20 protein-coding genes are annotated in these 15,444 nt (G+C 45.6%); 18 read left to right on the top strand and 2 right to left on the bottom strand.

Going from position 1 to position 15,444, the window contains the following annotated elements; translation table 11 throughout:
* Positions 1-202: 202 nt before the first annotated feature.
* The 6 genes from FFM70_RS06505 (at position 203) to FFM70_RS06530 (ending at position 2,636) form a co-directional block, all read left to right on the top strand.
* Positions 203-832: a histidine phosphatase family protein gene (locus FFM70_RS06505; RefSeq protein WP_137616037.1), complete on the top strand. Its 630-nt coding sequence runs from the start codon at positions 203-205 to the stop codon at positions 830-832.
* Positions 833-933: 101 nt separating this feature from the next.
* Positions 934-1,236, top strand: a complete 303-nt coding sequence (locus FFM70_RS06510; protein WP_137616038.1) for a hypothetical protein — start codon at positions 934-936, stop codon at positions 1,234-1,236.
* Between the two features lie 25 nt (positions 1,237-1,261).
* Positions 1,262-1,519 (top strand): hypothetical protein, encoded by a 258-nt coding sequence (locus tag FFM70_RS06515; protein ID WP_137616039.1) that lies wholly within the window; start codon positions 1,262-1,264, stop codon positions 1,517-1,519.
* Positions 1,516-1,974, top strand: coding sequence for a GNAT family N-acetyltransferase (locus FFM70_RS06520; protein WP_137616040.1), 459 nt, complete (start codon positions 1,516-1,518; stop codon positions 1,972-1,974). The genes FFM70_RS06515 and FFM70_RS06520 overlap by 4 nt, the downstream gene beginning before the upstream one ends.
* Positions 1,975-1,978: 4 nt before the next feature.
* The gene (locus tag FFM70_RS06525) at positions 1,979-2,449 is read left to right on the top strand and encodes a hypothetical protein (protein ID WP_137616041.1); all 471 of its coding nucleotides are present in this window, start codon (positions 1,979-1,981) and stop codon (positions 2,447-2,449) included.
* Positions 2,442-2,636, top strand: coding sequence for a hypothetical protein (locus tag FFM70_RS06530; protein WP_137616042.1), 195 nt, complete (start codon positions 2,442-2,444; stop codon positions 2,634-2,636). The genes FFM70_RS06525 and FFM70_RS06530 overlap by 8 nt, the downstream gene beginning before the upstream one ends.
* An 81-nt stretch (positions 2,637-2,717) precedes the next feature.
* Here the strand turns inward: FFM70_RS06530 and lepB are convergent, their stop codons facing one another.
* Positions 2,718-3,344, bottom strand: coding sequence for a signal peptidase I (gene lepB, locus FFM70_RS06535; protein WP_137616043.1), 627 nt, complete (start codon positions 3,342-3,344; stop codon positions 2,718-2,720).
* A gap of 234 nt (positions 3,345-3,578) precedes the next feature.
* Between lepB and FFM70_RS06540 the strand changes: the two genes are divergently transcribed.
* The 9 genes from FFM70_RS06540 (at position 3,579) to FFM70_RS06580 (ending at position 12,393) form a co-directional block, all read left to right on the top strand.
* Entirely contained in the window at positions 3,579-4,199 is a 621-nt protein-coding gene (locus FFM70_RS06540) for a sugar O-acetyltransferase (RefSeq protein WP_137616044.1), read from the top strand.
* Positions 4,200-4,489: 290 nt separating this feature from the next.
* A complete protein-coding gene (locus tag FFM70_RS06545) occupies positions 4,490-5,191 on the top strand; it encodes an ABC transporter ATP-binding protein (RefSeq protein WP_137616045.1) in 702 nt (233 codons plus the stop codon).
* An 11-nt stretch (positions 5,192-5,202) separates the two neighbouring features.
* Positions 5,203-7,779: an ABC transporter permease gene (locus tag FFM70_RS06550; protein WP_137616046.1), complete on the top strand. Its 2,577-nt coding sequence runs from the start codon at positions 5,203-5,205 to the stop codon at positions 7,777-7,779.
* 94 nt (positions 7,780-7,873) lie between these two features.
* On the top strand, positions 7,874-9,109 hold the full coding sequence (locus FFM70_RS06555) for an ArgE/DapE family deacylase (protein ID WP_137616047.1): 1,236 nt from the start codon (positions 7,874-7,876) through the stop codon (positions 9,107-9,109).
* 15 nt (positions 9,110-9,124) lie between these two features.
* Positions 9,125-9,580 (top strand): GtrA family protein, encoded by a 456-nt coding sequence (locus FFM70_RS06560; RefSeq protein ID WP_137616048.1) that lies wholly within the window; start codon positions 9,125-9,127, stop codon positions 9,578-9,580.
* Positions 9,581-9,784: 204 nt separating this feature from the next.
* Entirely contained in the window at positions 9,785-10,645 is an 861-nt protein-coding gene (locus FFM70_RS06565) for an ABC transporter ATP-binding protein (RefSeq protein ID WP_137616049.1), read from the top strand.
* Positions 10,645-11,514: an ABC transporter permease gene (locus FFM70_RS06570; RefSeq protein WP_137616050.1), complete on the top strand. Its 870-nt coding sequence runs from the start codon at positions 10,645-10,647 to the stop codon at positions 11,512-11,514. Before FFM70_RS06565 ends, FFM70_RS06570 begins: the two co-directional genes overlap by 1 nt.
* A gap of 19 nt (positions 11,515-11,533) precedes the next feature.
* On the top strand, positions 11,534-11,992 hold the full coding sequence (locus FFM70_RS06575) for a LytTR family DNA-binding domain-containing protein (RefSeq protein WP_137616051.1): 459 nt from the start codon (positions 11,534-11,536) through the stop codon (positions 11,990-11,992).
* 2 nt (positions 11,993-11,994) lie between these two features.
* Entirely contained in the window at positions 11,995-12,393 is a 399-nt protein-coding gene (locus tag FFM70_RS06580) for a DUF3021 domain-containing protein (RefSeq protein ID WP_137616052.1), read from the top strand.
* Between the two features lie 181 nt (positions 12,394-12,574).
* Here the strand turns inward: FFM70_RS06580 and FFM70_RS06585 are convergent, their stop codons facing one another.
* Positions 12,575-13,015 (bottom strand): MerR family transcriptional regulator, encoded by a 441-nt coding sequence (locus tag FFM70_RS06585; RefSeq protein ID WP_137616053.1) that lies wholly within the window; start codon positions 13,013-13,015, stop codon positions 12,575-12,577.
* A 156-nt stretch (positions 13,016-13,171) separates the two neighbouring features.
* Between FFM70_RS06585 and FFM70_RS06590 the strand changes: the two genes are divergently transcribed.
* Genes FFM70_RS06590 through FFM70_RS06600 form a run of 3 tightly spaced genes read left to right on the top strand, consistent with a single transcriptional unit; the run spans position 13,172 to position 14,662 of the window.
* Positions 13,172-13,573, top strand: a complete 402-nt coding sequence (locus FFM70_RS06590) for a cupin domain-containing protein (RefSeq protein WP_137616054.1) — start codon at positions 13,172-13,174, stop codon at positions 13,571-13,573.
* Between the two features lie 12 nt (positions 13,574-13,585).
* A complete protein-coding gene (locus FFM70_RS06595) occupies positions 13,586-13,909 on the top strand; it encodes a carboxymuconolactone decarboxylase family protein (protein WP_137616055.1) in 324 nt (107 codons plus the stop codon).
* Between the two features lie 9 nt (positions 13,910-13,918).
* On the top strand, positions 13,919-14,662 hold the full coding sequence (locus FFM70_RS06600) for an SDR family oxidoreductase (RefSeq protein WP_137616056.1): 744 nt from the start codon (positions 13,919-13,921) through the stop codon (positions 14,660-14,662).
* Positions 14,663-15,444: the final 782 nt, after the last annotated feature.

Raw genomic sequence — 15,444 nt, forward strand, 5'->3', positions numbered from 1 at the left:
CAGTACTTTTTTCAACGCTTGTGCACGTGATTAAGCTCGACCTGGTCCCAAGACCGCATGTTATCAGCAGCGACCGGAGACGCCAAGCACCAGTCAGTTTTAGAGATTACTTAAAATTTGGGTATAAAAGCGAGGAAGCCGGTGGGCGCCTCGCTTTTATGCTATGATTGGGGAATAACTTAAACGGAAGTAGGACCACAACATGAAAACTATCACCTTGTACTTAGCTGTGACCGGAACAACTTATTTTGATCAACTTGATCGCTTTCAGGGCTGGAGTGGGACCCCATTAACCCCAGCTGGTCAACAAGCCAGTCAGACGCTCGGTCAACAGTTGGCAACAGTCAAATTTGATACAGCCTTCGCGAGCGATACGAGTCGTGGCGTGCAAACTGGTCGTGCGATTTTAGCGGCACAGGCTGGCCCATTAAAATTGCAAACAAAGGCGGCGTTACGGGCGCCATTTTACGGTGGTTTTGAAGGCTTGGAACGCTCAGCCGTTTGGTCAGGTTTCGCAACGAAACTTGGTTATCCAACGGTTGCGGCTTTTGAGGCTGATCAGACCCCGACTGAAATCCAAAACTTGATTCATGATCACGATGTTGACAGTTTAGCTGAGAGTGGGGCTGAATTCTGGCAACGATATCAAGCCGGTTTGGCTAAAATCGTGGCGGCAACACCTGATCAAGGTCGGGCACTGATCGTCGTCGACCCAGCAGTTTTACGCAAACTGCGGTTTGATTTGACGGGGCAGTTAGCAACCGATGAACAAGTCGCTGCAAGCACGGTCACTATCGTGGATAAAGCTGGGGATAAGTTGACGCTACGCTAAATATCGATGGTCAGGAGTTGCTTGCGTCCTGCACTAATCTGCGATAATGTGGATAAGGAATTGAGTCATCATTAAAAAATTAATTATAGCGAGGTTTTAACATGCAAGTTTATGTCGTTACGAGTGTCGTTGCTGGTCAAGAAACAGTGACAACTAAGGCAATTCAGGGTTTTATCGATGCGTTAAGTGACCAATTAGGCGCAGATTACACGTTTACTTTGGACACGGATTACGGTAAAACGTTGACTAAAAAAGACGATGCCGTTTATTTAGTTTATTTTGGCTCACAAGCGAATTTATCTGCCGCGCAACAGCAACAAATGATTATCTACTATTCAGCGGAAGATGTGGACAACTTACAAATTGGCCGCTTTGTGGATATGTTAAAGCAGCTCAAAAAATAGTTATGCACAGGTAGGGGGTTATCGTATGACGTTAATCACACTTGGAATTATTGCGATTATCATTTTTGTGTTAGAGGAGTTCGTGTTCTCTGCCAGTCGTTACTTTTGGGTTGGCGGGATTGTGCCGGTACTTTGGACGGCCTTTTTAGCCTACTTGGTTGTGACGCAAGCGGCTAATCTGACTCTACCAGACTATGTGCTTGTTATCATTGCAGTCATTGCCCCGTATGTCTGTTGGGGCAACGGGTTTCAACATCATGCTGCTAAACGGCGAGTACGATGATTACGCCGATTCAGGTCAGTCAGGTACCGAAAGAATTGTTGTTATTAGCTGATCCTGATTGGTCAAAAGTCCAGCAAGCGTTAGAACAGGCCACGATTTATGGCTATCAATTAGCTGGCAAAATCGTTGGTGTTTTAGTGTTGCAGCCGCAAACGGCAACAGTCAAAGAAATTACGATCGTGGCAGTTTCTCCGAGTTATCAACACCGGGGGATTGCCAAGGCATTATTACAAATGGTAATCAAAAGTTGTCAACAGGATACTACCTGTGAACAACTGCAGATTGGCACTGGTAATTCATCATTGCGGCAATTAGCCTTGTATCAACACGCTGGTTTTGAAATGGTGAGTGTTTGGGTGAATTATTTTGTGGATAACTATCCTGAACCAATTTATGAGAATGGCTTACAGTGTAAAAGTATGGTTCGTTTAGCGCTAAACGTAAAGGCAGGTTAGATAAATGTGGCGAGCAGGCAATTTAATTAGTAGTTGGTTTTATGGCGCAATTGCGGTGTTTATCATCATGTTTTTTACCGCGCGCCAAACCGTGAATCGCATTATTTTGGAGTTCAATCCGCTAGTTATTTATAGTATTATTTGTGCGTTGATCCTGTTACCAATCATTAAATATCGTTGGCCGAAAATCTTTCAGGTCTGGCGTCGTCAGCCTAAAGAAACGCCGTCAACTCGGCCAGATGACGAGCAGATTATTCAAGATTCTGGACACACTTGGTCGGCTCCAGTGAAACGTACGAAGCCTAAGCCTGTGCCAACCGTGTTGACACCGCAAGTTGAAGCTAAAAGTAATTTTATGGATGAGTTTATTAACTTCTTTAAAAATATTTTGATGGCGGTTATCTTCGTGTTAATCAGTCCATTCATTTGTGGTTATTTTTGGGTTAAGGATTACCGGGCGAAGTCGCATGATTAAGCAACAGCGGCGAGTAAGTTTGGTTTTAGTTCCGGCGATGGCGGTCGTGGTCATTGGGCTAATGGCCTGGGCACGCCACAATCAGTGGGGGCAATTCTGGATCTTACTGGTCGGTTTGATTTTAGTTGATCAAGCGCGGCCAGGGCGGTTACTTAATCACCTTGTGACTAAATGGATTTTTAAATAAGTTATCCACTGTGGATAAAAACAAAAGAGCTCTCGTAATCAACTTGGAAATTCAAGTTGGTTGCGAGAGCCCTTTTTCCGCTTAATAAGCTGGTTGGAAACTGTTAATATATTGTTTACGATTTTGCCAAGGCCAAGCTTTGACGACACCAATCATCTTGCTCTTCGGCACGAACCCCCAATAGCGGCCATCGTTAGAGACGCTACGATGATCACCCATCACGAAGTAATGCCCCTTTGGCACTTTGTTATTAGTCACTTTTGTCTGCCAACCATCTTGATCATGGCTCAAACTGTTCAACGTCCAGCCGGTGAATTTGCTGTGACTATTGGCCATGAAGGAACCAGTGGTCTGTTGATAACTATTCTTCAAATACGTTTGTTTGATGAGTTTGTTGTTCACGTAAAGTTTACCAGCGTTAGTGTAGCGAACGGTATCCCCGGGCATCCCAATGACCCGCTTGACGTAAACGGCTTTTTTCGATGTTTGGTCAGGATCTAGGCCGTAAGCATCAAAGACGACGACGGAGCCTGCCTTGATCTTACTAGTCTTAAAGGCGACGACCCGCTCGTTATTTTGGAGGTTCGGTTGCATGGAAGTCCCATCAACGCGGACCATCGTGAACCAGAACTGGCGGATGAGGAGGGCTAATCCGAGTCCAATCAGGATAGGCAGCACCCAACTCATGATATTTTTAAATGTTTTCACTGTTTTCGACTCCCCTTAAATGTGTGTATAACTCTTATTATATACGAACCGCTCGTCGAGGAGTGCTAAAAAAACTTAAAAGATTTACTTAGTCAAGTTTACGCGGTCGGCAAGCTTGATAAAATGGGACAATTGACTTTTAAAAATGGGTCAGACTGGCGTTGAAATCGGTATCACGATGTGGTTAACTTTAGCAGTGGTGATTTTAAAAGTTAGCGGAGGATTATTTTAATTATGAAAACACAAAAAGAACGAATGTTAGCGGGCGAACTCTATATTGCGGATGATGCTGAATTGGGTCGTGAAAGTCGTCGTGGTAAGCGACTTGCCCGAATTTACAGCCAAACGACTGAAAATGACGGCGACTATCGGACCGAATTGTTAAGTCAGTTATTTAACAAAATCGGGTCGAATGGCTATGTGGAACCACCTTTCCACACGGACTATGGTAGTAATACGACAATTGGGGCCAATTTTTATGCGAATTATGATGCCATTTTTATTGATGTTGCCCGAATTACAATTGGCGACAACGTCTTCATGGGGCCACGGGTCGGCTTATATACGGCAGGCCATCCGATCGATGCTGAAATTCGCGCCGAACAACTTGAATATGGTCAGCCCATCACGATTGGCAACGATGTTTGGTTTGGGGGCAATGTGGTCGTGAACCCCGGCGTGACAATTGGGTCCAATGTCGTCATTGGTTCTGGTTCAGTGGTCACTAAGGATATTCCGGATGGCGTCGTGGCGGTGGGCAATCCTTGCCACGTGTTGCGGAAAATTACTGACAAAGATCGCGACTATTGGGCTAAACAAAAGGCCGCCTATTTCGCTGACCGTGATGATGAGTAATTGAAAATGGCTGGCTTCGGTGAGCTGTAATGTCACTGGCAGTGAGACATTTACTAGTACGACCGATGAGTCTGGAATAATTTCCAGGCTCTTTTTGTGTCGCCAATCGTGATGGGTGAAAATATGCTCACCTGATTTAGAATCAGTCATAATCCGATAACTGAGCCACCACATTTTTCATGATCGTTTAGCGATTATCAAAAAGTCGGTCAGATTCGGGTGAAAAGCCGCGGGTTAACTAAATTTAAGGTATGATATAAATGTAACCGAATACATAGGAGGCGCTCAATATGGCGTATATCGAAGTAATCAAAGAGACCCGCGAATTTCGTAATGGGAGTCAACGAACGGTGGCTAATCGCGAGTTGTCGTTTGAAGTCGCACAAGGGTCAGTCGTGACGATTTTAGGGCCGAGTGGTGCGGGCAAATCAACGTTATTAAATATTTTAGGTGGTATGGACACGCCGACTAGTGGGCAAGTTTTGGTTGATGGCGAAGATATTGCGCAATTTTCGGCGAAGCAGCTGACGACTTATCGCCGCCAAGCAGTGGGCTTTGTGTTCCAGTTTTATAATTTAGTCCCTAATTTGACGGCTCGTGAGAATGTGGAATTGGCGTCACAAATTACCAAGGACGCGCGTGATGTGGATGAGACGCTGAAGTTGGTTGGATTAACTGAGCGTGCCGGTAACTTTCCAGCACAATTATCCGGTGGGGAACAGCAACGAGTCGCGATTGCGCGGGCGGTAGCTAAGAATCCGAAGCTATTGTTGTGTGACGAACCGACTGGGGCACTGGATTATCGGACTGGGAAACAAGTGCTACAGGTTATTCAGGATGCGGCGCAACAGACACAAACGACGGTCATTATTGTGACGCACAATAGCGCCATCGCGCAGATGGGCGACCAAGTCATTCGGATTAACGACGCGCAAGTTCAATCGGTCGTTCATAATGACCACCCAACGCCATTAGCAGACATTGACTGGTAGGTGAGTAATTAATGACGAAGGCTTATTTTAAAGCGATACTGCGTGAAATTTGGCGGTCGAAAGCCCGCTTCTTTTCCATTCTATTAATTATTTTTCTGGGTGTGGCTTTCTATACGGGAATTCGGGCGACGGGGCCGGATATGTTACAGGCGGCGGATGACTATTTCGCCAAGCAACAGTTAGCGACCAATAGTGTGCAATCCACATTGGGACTGACAAAGGCTGATACGCAGGTCTTAGCAAAACATCGCGATGTGCTGAACTATCAAGCAGTCAAGACGCTCGATGTGAATCAGCTTAATAATAATCGGGTGGTCCGCGTGGCAGAATTACCGACGACGCAGCGTCTAAATCGGTTGCGCGTGGTGAGTGGTCGTTTGCCACAGCGTGCTAATGAAATCGTGCTTGATTCACAGGCCCAGACGTTACAGCCTAGTTTGAAAATTGGCTCGACCTATCGCATCGTTAGCAGCAAAGCGCTTAATCAGCAATTTAAGCGTCGGACGTTTACGGTGGTCGGTTTTGTGAACTCGCCACGTTATGTGGAAAATACGAGTCGTGGCGTGACGACCGTCGGCAAAGGGACGCTTGATTATTTTGCGTATGTGCGGCCGCACACGCTGAAGACTGGTGTGACGACGCGGCTCGATGTGCAATTTAAGAACTTAATTGGCGTGACGCCATATACGGCGAAATACAACCGGCGGAATCGTGAAAATACGACCAAGTTAAAGCGTTGGTTGCGGCCTCAGGCGAAGCAACGCCAACAAAGTTTACAACGTCAGGCGCGGCAAAAGATTGCCCCCTTGGCGAAAACTGTGGCTACTTTAAAGACGCAAGTGCCAGCAACCACGCCACAGTTAGTTAGTCTAACTCAGCAACTCAAACAAGCTGAAGCTAAGGTGGCGGCAATCAAAGCCCCAACGTATATCTATACGAATCGATCTGATAATCCGGGCTATACCGAATATCATGAGAATACGCAACGGGTCGTGGCCTTGTCGACCGTCTTCCCATTGTTCTTTATTGCCATTGCAGCCTTGATCTGTTTGACCACGATGACGCGGATGGTCGAAGAACTCCGATTACAAATGGGGACCTTGAAGGCGTTAGGTTACTCGAATACCGCCGTGGGTAGCGAGTTCATGATCTATGGTGGCTTGGCCGCGTTGATTGGGACGGGACTGGGCGTGATTTTTGGGGTGAATTTCTTCCCCCAATTTATCGCGCAGGCCTATGGTAGCATGTATAATTTGCCAGCTATTAGTGTCCAATACATCTGGTCAGATATTCTGATTGCGTTAGTGATTGCGCTGTTATGTACGTTAGGAACAGCATTGGTTGTGTTGCGGGTCGATCTACGGAGTCTACCAGCTCAGTTGCTGCAACCGAAAGCGCCTAAAGCCGGCAAGACCCTCTGGTTGGAACGTTGGACGGGATTTTGGCGTCGCCTGAGTTTCAATCATAAAATCACGTTACGGAATCTATTTCGATATAAACAACGACTACTGATGACCGTGCTTGGGATTGCTGGCTGTATGGCCATGATGATTACAGGTTTTGGTCTCAAAGATTCTATCGGGGATATTGGCGCGAAGCAGTTCAATGAGTTGTGGCATTATGATGCCATTGTGACTCGGACTGGGCGTGAGACGGCTGCTCAAAAGCGGACCATCAGTCGACCAAAAATTTACCACGCGAGTCTCGCTTTGAAATCTGCGCAAGCAACGATCAAGACGGCTGGCGTCGCCGAACAGACTGTGACGTTAGGCGTACCAGCTCAACCACAACGCTTGAACACGTTTGTGACATTACGGCAACGACAGAATCATAAACGTTACCAGCTTGGCAATCAAGGCGCCATCATTGATGAAAAGTTAGCCAAGCTGTACCACGTTAAAGTTGGGGACACGTTACCACTCAAGTTAGCCGGTCAAACGGCCAAGCACGTTAAGATCGCCGCAATTGCCGAAAACTATGTTAATCATTTTGTTTATATTAGTTCGAGCTATTATCAGACTGTTTTTGGTAAAAAAGCCGTCTATAATAGTAATTACGTGCAATTTAATTCTGCCAGTGAACATCAGGCCAACGCCTATGCGGATACCTTGCTAAAACAAGCTGGCATGATGAACGTGACGCTAATGGCGACGGAGAAGAAGACGACGTTCAAGATGTTTGATAGCATGAACCTCGTCGTGTTGATCTTCGTGATCTCTGCCGGTGCATTGGCATTAGTCGTGTTATACAATCTGACAAATATTAATGTTTCTGAACGGATTCGCGAGCTGTCGACGATTAAAGTACTCGGCTTTTATGACGGTGAAGTCACCATGTATATTTTCCGGGAAAACTTGATCTTAACGGGATTAGGCATTATTGTCGGCTGTTTCTTGGGCGATTGGCTTCATCACTATATTCTCCAGACCGCCGAGACAAACGCCTTGATGTTCTCGCCGGGTATTCACCCACTAAGCTATGTTTATTCAGCTTTGTTGACCGTGGCATTCAGCTTGATCGTGATGGTGATGATGCATCGCAAATTGAAGCACGTTAACATGTTAGATGCGTTAAAGTCGGTGGATTAGCTTCGAGGACTTGCACCAAGGCTTGAAAAGTGATGTAATCGAATTGAAACATAAATTGTGTATATCAGTTTAAAACTATTCTGGGGTGACAAAAATGGATGAAACAATCCAAGCATTAAGTGATATTGTCAAAATGAACACCGTTAACGACAACGAAAAGTCAGTTGCTGATTATTTGGCCAAACTACTTGAACAACATGGTATCGCAGCTAAATTGATCGACTACGCGCCTAATCGGACAAGTTTAGTGGCAGAAATTGGGGACGGCAATGGGCCAGTTGTTGGTTTTGATGGCCACGAAGATACCGTTGCCCTCGGTGATGAGAGCAAATGGGCCGTGCCAGCACTATCTGCTGCAATCAAAGATAATCGGCTCTTTGGCCGTGGCGCGACCGACATGAAAGCTGGGCTAATGGCTGGTGTCTTTGCGTTGATCAACTTGAAAGAAGCCGATGTGCCCTTACACGGAACATTGCGGTTAATGGCAACGGTTGGTGAGGAAGATGGTCATTTAGGCGCAGAACAATTAGTTGATTTAGGTTACGCGGATGATCTCGATGCCTTAATTGTCGGTGAACCAAGTGGTGCTGACAAACAGTTATTGACGCAAAAGCCAATTCAAGCCATGCTCGGCGTTGATGCGGAAACGGCTGAAAAAATGATGGCAGCTAATCCGACAACAGAACAACATTTTATCGAATTAGCACATAAAGGGTCCTTGACCTATACTGTGCGGGCCAAAGGGGTGGCGGCCCATAGTTCAATGCCAACCATTGGTAAAAATGCGATTGACATGTTGATGACCTTTTATCAACAACAAAATGCCTATTTTGACAGTTTCAAGGCCGTGACTAATCCTGTTTTGGGCGCGACCGTTCCAGTCGTTACTTTGATTAAGGGTGGCGAACAGATTAACACCGTGCCAGCCAGCGCTGAAATGTCAGTCAAAGTTCGGACTATTCCTGAATTACGCAATGACAAGATTATTGCCGCTATTGAAAAAATTATTGCAGATTGCAATGCCGCGGGCGCTGATTTAACGTTGGACGTGCAGGATAGCTTTTATCCAGTGCATACGCCAGCAGAAGCAAATCTAGTCCAGTTAGCTAAGCAAGTTGGCGAACAAATCTTGACCCAAGCCTTACCATACTTTGGGGCACCGGGTGGGACGGATGCGTCCTCTTACATCGTGAAGAATCCGGACATGGAGATCATCGTCTTTGGTCCAGGAAATATTACGGCACATCAAGTGAATGAATATGTCGATTTGGATATGTACCAACGTTTTATTAAGTTATATGAACAATTATTTACAAAATTATTAGCATAAGTGGGGAACCGATTGATGGATAAAGATAAGGAACGTCCAGTACCACATACTGAGGCGGAGTTTGAAGAAGAGTTAGAAGCCGTGGAAGAAAAAGCCAATAATGAATTACAACTGTATGCGTTATGGGGTGTAATCACAGTTGTTTTCAACGTGGCGTTATTCTATTTGTTATATCATACGTTTGGCATTGAATATCAAATTGCGAACTTGATCGACTGGTTTTTGAGTGTGTTATTCTCATTTATCGTCAACAAGATGTTCGTGTTCCAGCATGAAACGAAGAGCCTAGTCAAAGAAGTCTCAACTTTTTATGGGACTCGAGTCGCCACTTACTTGATTGAAGCCGTCATTTTATGGTTAGGCATTTCGGTCTTATCAGTGAACGGGACGATGACCAAGGTGATTGGTCACGGCATCGCATTAGTGGCAAACTATTTCTTGTCCAAATGGTTAGTTTTCAAGAAAGACTAGTGTTTGATTGTCACTTACCGGTTATTAATGTTCGCGTCAGGGCAATGCTTCATCTATAACACTAGTTCTTCGTGAGCAACTTATTGTATTTCATAACCGATATTTTGCCGGTTAGGGGTCGTATCCGACCACTAACCGGTTTTTTGCGTACAGTTTTACGATCGGCTGATAAACTAGTGACATTAATTACAGAGGGGTGAAAGCATGTTACTAACAACGAAAAAACTCACGAAAGCATATGGTAGTCATGTAGTTGTGAACGGATTGGACCTTGATGTTGAACGAGGAAGTTTCACCGCCATCCTTGGCCCGAACGGCGCTGGCAAATCGACTACCATGAGCATGCTGACAGGCAATTTGAGGCCGAGTTCCGGGACGATCACCTACGCATCTGGCACAAAAATTGGAATCGTCTTTCAAGCTAGTGTCCTCGATGGAAACTTGTCTGTCCGCGAAAACTTGGTTATCCGCGCCAAACAATATAAGCATGTCGAACCAGACAAGATTGATCAGCTGATTGAACAACTTGGCTTGACCGCTTTCACCACGCAACGTTATCAAACGTTATCTGGAGGGCAGAAGCGGCGCGTGGATATCGCCCGCGCTTTGCTCAACGCGCCAGATATCTTGTATCTTGACGAACCCACTACCGGATTGGATATTCAAACACGTCACGCAATTTGGGCACTGCTCCACAACTTACAGACACAACATCAGCTGACAATTGTGCTGACGACGCACTATTTGGATGAAGCTGATTCAGCTGACAGTGTGTTCGTCATTGATCACGGCCATGTGATTGCTCATGGCAACGCCGCTTCAATCAAAGCAGCGTATGCCCCCGACCAGTTGCGAATCACGCCGGCTAATACTGAACAGTTGTCTTCCCGACTACGGTCAGGAACCTTTAAAGTCGATAACGGCGACTTCATTTTCGAGTTAAGGACGGCACAAGCTGCCCTCAAGATTTTGACAGACAACCAAGACTTGATTCAGAATTTCCAGTTTCACCCAGGAACTATGGATGACGCATTTATCGCATTGACCGGTGAGGAGGTCCGCTAATGTTAGCATTGATACTACGTGATTTACTTTTATATTTTCGTAACTACTCCGGCGTGATTTTTTCGCTGATGGGAGCAATGATTTCGTTCGTTTTGTACTTGGTGTTCTTGAAGAACAGTATTCAGGCCAACTGGAAAGCCGTGCCTGGCAGCGGAATCTTACTGGACCAATGGTTGATTGGTGGGACGCTGGCAATCACCGGTATCACGACAACGTTAGCCGGCTTGACCCAGATCGTGGCCGACCGTGAATCACAAGTGCGCCAAGACTTGTTACAAACGGATATTGGTAACACTAAGCTTACTGTGAGCTATTTGGCCGGTGCTAGCCTGATTGGGTTGTTGATGCAAGCTATCATGTTTGTAATCATGTTCGGCTACTTTCATGTAGAAGATGGGTTGAACGTCACTGGCGAACAGGTCGGTCTGTTGACGGCAATCATGTTACTCAACGCGGCGCTGTCCACGGCAATCAACGCCATTGTGATTAACTTTGTTAAGCATATGAGCAGCTTGAGTAGTTTGTCGGCCGTTGTTGGCACTGGAGCTGGCTTCTTGGTCGGTGGTCTGATTCCAATCGGCACATTGCCTGACTTTGCACAAAAGTTGATCAAAATGACGCCTGGTAGCTACATTGCTTCCTTGAATCGACAAGTGCTGATGAACGACAAGTTAGCTGATACCTTTGATGGTCACCTATCGATGCAACATCATTTCGAGAAGCTGCTAGGCGTTCGCATCGACTGGGATGGCTTATTGACACGCCAAGAGACTTTGAATATAGTGGTTGTAGCCTTAGTCGTTGCGACCGTGCTGGCCATCGTGCCACAATTAATTTCTGGACGGCAACGCCGCAAGTTGATGGCCTAGGCACGGAAAGGGGCCAGCCATGGTTAATAGTCGTTTTGAAGAAAATTCACATATCGCACCAGACAATCCAATCGTGATCGTACAGGCTGCCACGCAAGACTCGCAGATTCAGGCGCTGATGAGCTATATTGACCGCTATCAGGCAGCCAATCCCACAATCGTACCAGTAAAAAGTGAAGACAAAATTTTGATGATTCGTCCGGGGACAATCATTCTGGCAGACCTAGTCGAGGGGAAACTGTTATTGACAACAATTGACGGAATCGTTGTCAGCAACGAAGCACTCAGTCATTTTCTGGGACGTGTGGCTAACCCAAGTTTTGTGCAGGTTTCCAAGCATGCAGCGCTCAATCTTGACCACCTACTTTCATTGTCGGATAGCTTTTCCGGCAGCATGTCAGCGCGACTGACTAATGAAACGAAAACAGAAGTCAGCCGAAAGTACGTCAAAGAACTACTGCAACGATTGGAGGTGTAGCTATGTTGAAGAAAATTGCACGGAATGCCATGAGCGGTATCGGTTTTGGTTCATTTTCCTACATCCTGATTCTGCTATTCAAGGTCCAACCAATCATGCCGACGACTGCGAACATTATCAGCGTCTTGGTGATGAGTGTCGGTATTGGGATGGTGTCGCTGATTTTTGAAAGCGACTCGCTACCATGGCTGGCAGAGTTTGGCATCCATTTTGTCGGAACGTTTTTATTGGTTGCTGGCATGATGGTCTTCAATCATTGGCCAATCGTACCGTCGTTTTGGGTGATTTTTGTTGCCTTGTACGTGATCTGTTGGATAATTATTCGGGTGCGGCGCTACTTGCAAGTTGAACGAATCAACACAGCAATTGCTAGACGCCGACAGAAGCGGGCAGATAAATAAGTAGACGCCTATTAGAGATAGAAATTAAATTTAGTACTAACAAAACCCCTGATGTTGGCTTCTCGTCCAACATCAGGGGTTTATTTCATAATCAGGATAATGGCAGACGATTTGGCTTGCCATTACCGGCTTGAGCTAGTCTACTTTGGGGTTTAATTGTTCAAAAAGATGGCAACTTTAGTTACTCATGATGCCCGAACCGATCCAAGTAAGCGCGAAAACTTTCAGGGTCGTCGGTAATTCCTGATTCTTTTTCTTCGTACCAATTGATTTTATCGTTCAAGATTTGTAAATGATGTTGCACTTCATTGAATTGAACAAGAAAGTCAGCTTTAACTTTTTTCAAGAGTTCCAGGCGTTCTGGAATGGTATCATCACCGGCTGCTCGCCAGACGACGTATTGTTTGAGTTCGCTGATGCTCATGCCAGTACCTTTTAAATGTAACAGGAATTTCACCCAATTAATGTCGGCTTCCTCATAATAGCGCCGGCCATTTGCTAAACGATGTGGTTCAATCAGACCTTCAGTTTCATAGTAACGTAAGGTCGGGGCGGTGAGCCCAACGGCCTTGGCAAAGTCGCCAATCGAATATTGACGTTCAGTTGTGGTTTCTGTCGGCATACAATGACTCCCTTTCTTCAAGTAACTTTAAGATTGATGATACCACGAAAAATCATTTTAACAAGTTTAGACTTTGCTGTTGACTTAAAGTGTACTTTAAGTAATATGATGAATTCATCGATAAAGTTAATCAAGCAAATTTAGGAGGAATTAGTAATGTCAGAAAGTAAAAGTGGCGTTTTTGGTTTAGGCGAAAAGAACACGGCGTATGCCAAGTATTTTATTGGTCAAAGTTATTTACAAGGGTTATCCGAACCCAGTGATGAAATTGATGTTAACGTAGCGAACGTAACCTTTGAACCTGGTTGCCGGAACAATTGGCATATCCATCATAATGGGTTCCAAATCTTATTAGTGACTGGTGGCGAAGGTTGGTACCAAGAAGCTGGCAAACCAGCCCAATTGTTACATGCAGGCGACAGCGTCACGATTCATGAAGGCGTTAAACATTGGCATGGTGCGACCAAAGACAGTTGGTTCTCACACGTTGCCATCACGAAGGGCACGAGCGAATGGCTCGAACCCGTTGATGACGCTGCATACGCAAAATTAGGCTAGGAGGAATTAATCATGGCTAAAAAACAAACCGCGGGTCGCGATAATTTGGGCGATTTCGCCCCTAAGTTCGCCGTCCTCAATGATGATGTATTATTTGGTGAAGTTTGGTCCCGTGAATCGGAACTGAGTTTACGTGATCGCAGTATGATTACGATTGCTAGTTTGATGACTAGTGGCGCTTTTCCACAATTAAAGGCCCATTTACAAATGGGTAAGCAAAATGGTTTGACCAAAGACGAAGTTGTCGAAGAAATTACGCACTTAGCTTTTTACGCCGGTTGGGCCAAAGCTTGGTCAGCCATGGGCGTGGCTAAAGAAGTTTTCGGTGAAGAATAGGAGAATTGCATGACTGTTAAAAATAAAGTAATCGTGATTACGGGAGCCTCATCTGGGATTGGCGAAGCTTCAGCAAAATTATTAGCCCAACATGGCGCTAAAGTGGTCTTGGGTGCGCGGCGTGAAGCCCGGCTACAAGCGATTGTTAAGGACATTGAAGCCGCTGGTGGCACCGCTGCTTATCAAGTGACCGACGTGACTAAACAAGCGGATGTTGATGGCTTAGTCAAGCTCGCACAAACGAAATTTGGCGGCTTGGATGTGATCTTTAACAATGCTGGGATCATGCCGAGTTCACCGATCAGTGCTTTGCATACGGATGAATGGGATGCGATGGTCGATATTAATTTGAAGGGTGTTTTACATGGCGTTGCGGCAGTTATGCCAATTTTTACCACGCAAAAACACGGCCAGATTATCACGACTTCTTCGGTTGCTGGGATTAAGAGCTTTGCTGGTGCTGGGGTCTATGGCGCGACAAAGTTTGCGGTACGCAACTTAATGGAAGTGATTCGGATGGAAAGTGCTCAAGAGGGGACCAATATTCGGACGGCCAGCCTTTATCCAGCTGCCATTAACACGGAATTGTTACACACGATTACGGATAAAGAGACGAAGCAAGGGATGGATGCATTCTACAAGCAAGTCGGGATTAGTCCTGAAGCGGTTGCTAACGTGGTTAATTTTGCGGTCGATCAACCTGAAGATGTGAATGTTAATGAGTTTACGATTTATCCAACGAAACAAGCCTAGCTGCAAGAGTGTGAGGTAAGCCGGGTTGCTTCTGAGCATAGCCTAGCCACCAGCATAATGCGTATTTTGCATTGTGCTGGTGGCGTAGCTAAGCGGAGGAAGCAGGCTTGCCGAACACGTTTCGGCTATCAAAGTAGGAACGGCTGGCGTAGCAAGCGGAAGACGCTGCCCGAGCGAACACGTTTCGGCTGTCTAGGTAGAAACAGTCTCATTCGCGTGCGGCTTCCGCTGACCAGCAGGAACGCCGTGGGGCAGACCTGAAGCCTGAAAAGCGGTCTTCAGGGCGCTTTTCAGCCGATAGCCTACGTCTAAAAAGACGGTCAGTCCCTAAACTGCCGGTAATTCATCGACAGCTAAGGGACTCGACACGGCGTTCCTACTGGTCAGCTCCAGCGGCACTCATATTGTGCTTTCAATGAATAAGAATGATGCAACTGAATTGCAAAAATTTGAATGTTTGCAGGATTATCTTCTGAATGATTAATAGCGCCGAAACTAATTGAGCTTTAATTGGTTTCGGTGCTATTTTTGGTGTGATCTGATTTTATTTTTTATTAGCAAAATTTACGGCAAGGACCACTACGAAAATAAGCACACCATTTCTTGTTCCAATTATTGAAAAAGTATCGTTTGCTTCATGTAAATCAATGTAAAAAGCAGGTTAACTCACTCAATAAAATGGCTACTAGTCAGCCGGTAGGTAATCAAAATCAACTAAGCTTTTTTGACCTAATTTGTCTAAAAACAAATGGCAACTGCTATCATCAGATGGTTAAATCGAT

This window comes from Lactiplantibacillus nangangensis (assembly GCF_005405065.1).
GTDB classification, from domain to species: Bacteria; Bacillota; Bacilli; order Lactobacillales; family Lactobacillaceae; genus Lactiplantibacillus; species Lactiplantibacillus nangangensis.

Excerpts from the sequence above, each read along its gene's own strand:
- FFM70_RS06505 (WP_137616037.1), top strand. The coding sequence starts at position 203 with ATGAAAACTATCACCTTGTACTTAGCTGTGACCGGAACAACTTATTTT.
- FFM70_RS06510 (WP_137616038.1), top strand. The coding sequence starts at position 934 with ATGCAAGTTTATGTCGTTACGAGTGTCGTTGCTGGTCAAGAAACAGTG.
- FFM70_RS06515 (WP_137616039.1), top strand. The coding sequence starts at position 1,262 with ATGACGTTAATCACACTTGGAATTATTGCGATTATCATTTTTGTGTTA.
- FFM70_RS06520 (WP_137616040.1), top strand. The coding sequence starts at position 1,516 with ATGATTACGCCGATTCAGGTCAGTCAGGTACCGAAAGAATTGTTGTTA.
- FFM70_RS06525 (WP_137616041.1), top strand. The coding sequence starts at position 1,979 with ATGTGGCGAGCAGGCAATTTAATTAGTAGTTGGTTTTATGGCGCAATT.
- FFM70_RS06530 (WP_137616042.1), top strand. The coding sequence starts at position 2,442 with ATGATTAAGCAACAGCGGCGAGTAAGTTTGGTTTTAGTTCCGGCGATG.
- FFM70_RS06540 (WP_137616044.1), top strand. The coding sequence starts at position 3,579 with ATGAAAACACAAAAAGAACGAATGTTAGCGGGCGAACTCTATATTGCG.
- FFM70_RS06545 (WP_137616045.1), top strand. The coding sequence starts at position 4,490 with ATGGCGTATATCGAAGTAATCAAAGAGACCCGCGAATTTCGTAATGGG.
- FFM70_RS06550 (WP_137616046.1), top strand. The coding sequence starts at position 5,203 with ATGACGAAGGCTTATTTTAAAGCGATACTGCGTGAAATTTGGCGGTCG.
- FFM70_RS06555 (WP_137616047.1), top strand. The coding sequence starts at position 7,874 with ATGGATGAAACAATCCAAGCATTAAGTGATATTGTCAAAATGAACACC.
- FFM70_RS06560 (WP_137616048.1), top strand. The coding sequence starts at position 9,125 with ATGGATAAAGATAAGGAACGTCCAGTACCACATACTGAGGCGGAGTTT.
- FFM70_RS06565 (WP_137616049.1), top strand. The coding sequence starts at position 9,785 with ATGTTACTAACAACGAAAAAACTCACGAAAGCATATGGTAGTCATGTA.
- FFM70_RS06570 (WP_137616050.1), top strand. The coding sequence starts at position 10,645 with ATGTTAGCATTGATACTACGTGATTTACTTTTATATTTTCGTAACTAC.
- FFM70_RS06575 (WP_137616051.1), top strand. The coding sequence starts at position 11,534 with ATGGTTAATAGTCGTTTTGAAGAAAATTCACATATCGCACCAGACAAT.
- FFM70_RS06580 (WP_137616052.1), top strand. The coding sequence starts at position 11,995 with ATGTTGAAGAAAATTGCACGGAATGCCATGAGCGGTATCGGTTTTGGT.
- FFM70_RS06585 (WP_137616053.1), bottom strand. The coding sequence starts at position 13,015 with ATGCCGACAGAAACCACAACTGAACGTCAATATTCGATTGGCGACTTT.
- FFM70_RS06590 (WP_137616054.1), top strand. The coding sequence starts at position 13,172 with ATGTCAGAAAGTAAAAGTGGCGTTTTTGGTTTAGGCGAAAAGAACACG.
- FFM70_RS06595 (WP_137616055.1), top strand. The coding sequence starts at position 13,586 with ATGGCTAAAAAACAAACCGCGGGTCGCGATAATTTGGGCGATTTCGCC.
- FFM70_RS06600 (WP_137616056.1), top strand. The coding sequence starts at position 13,919 with ATGACTGTTAAAAATAAAGTAATCGTGATTACGGGAGCCTCATCTGGG.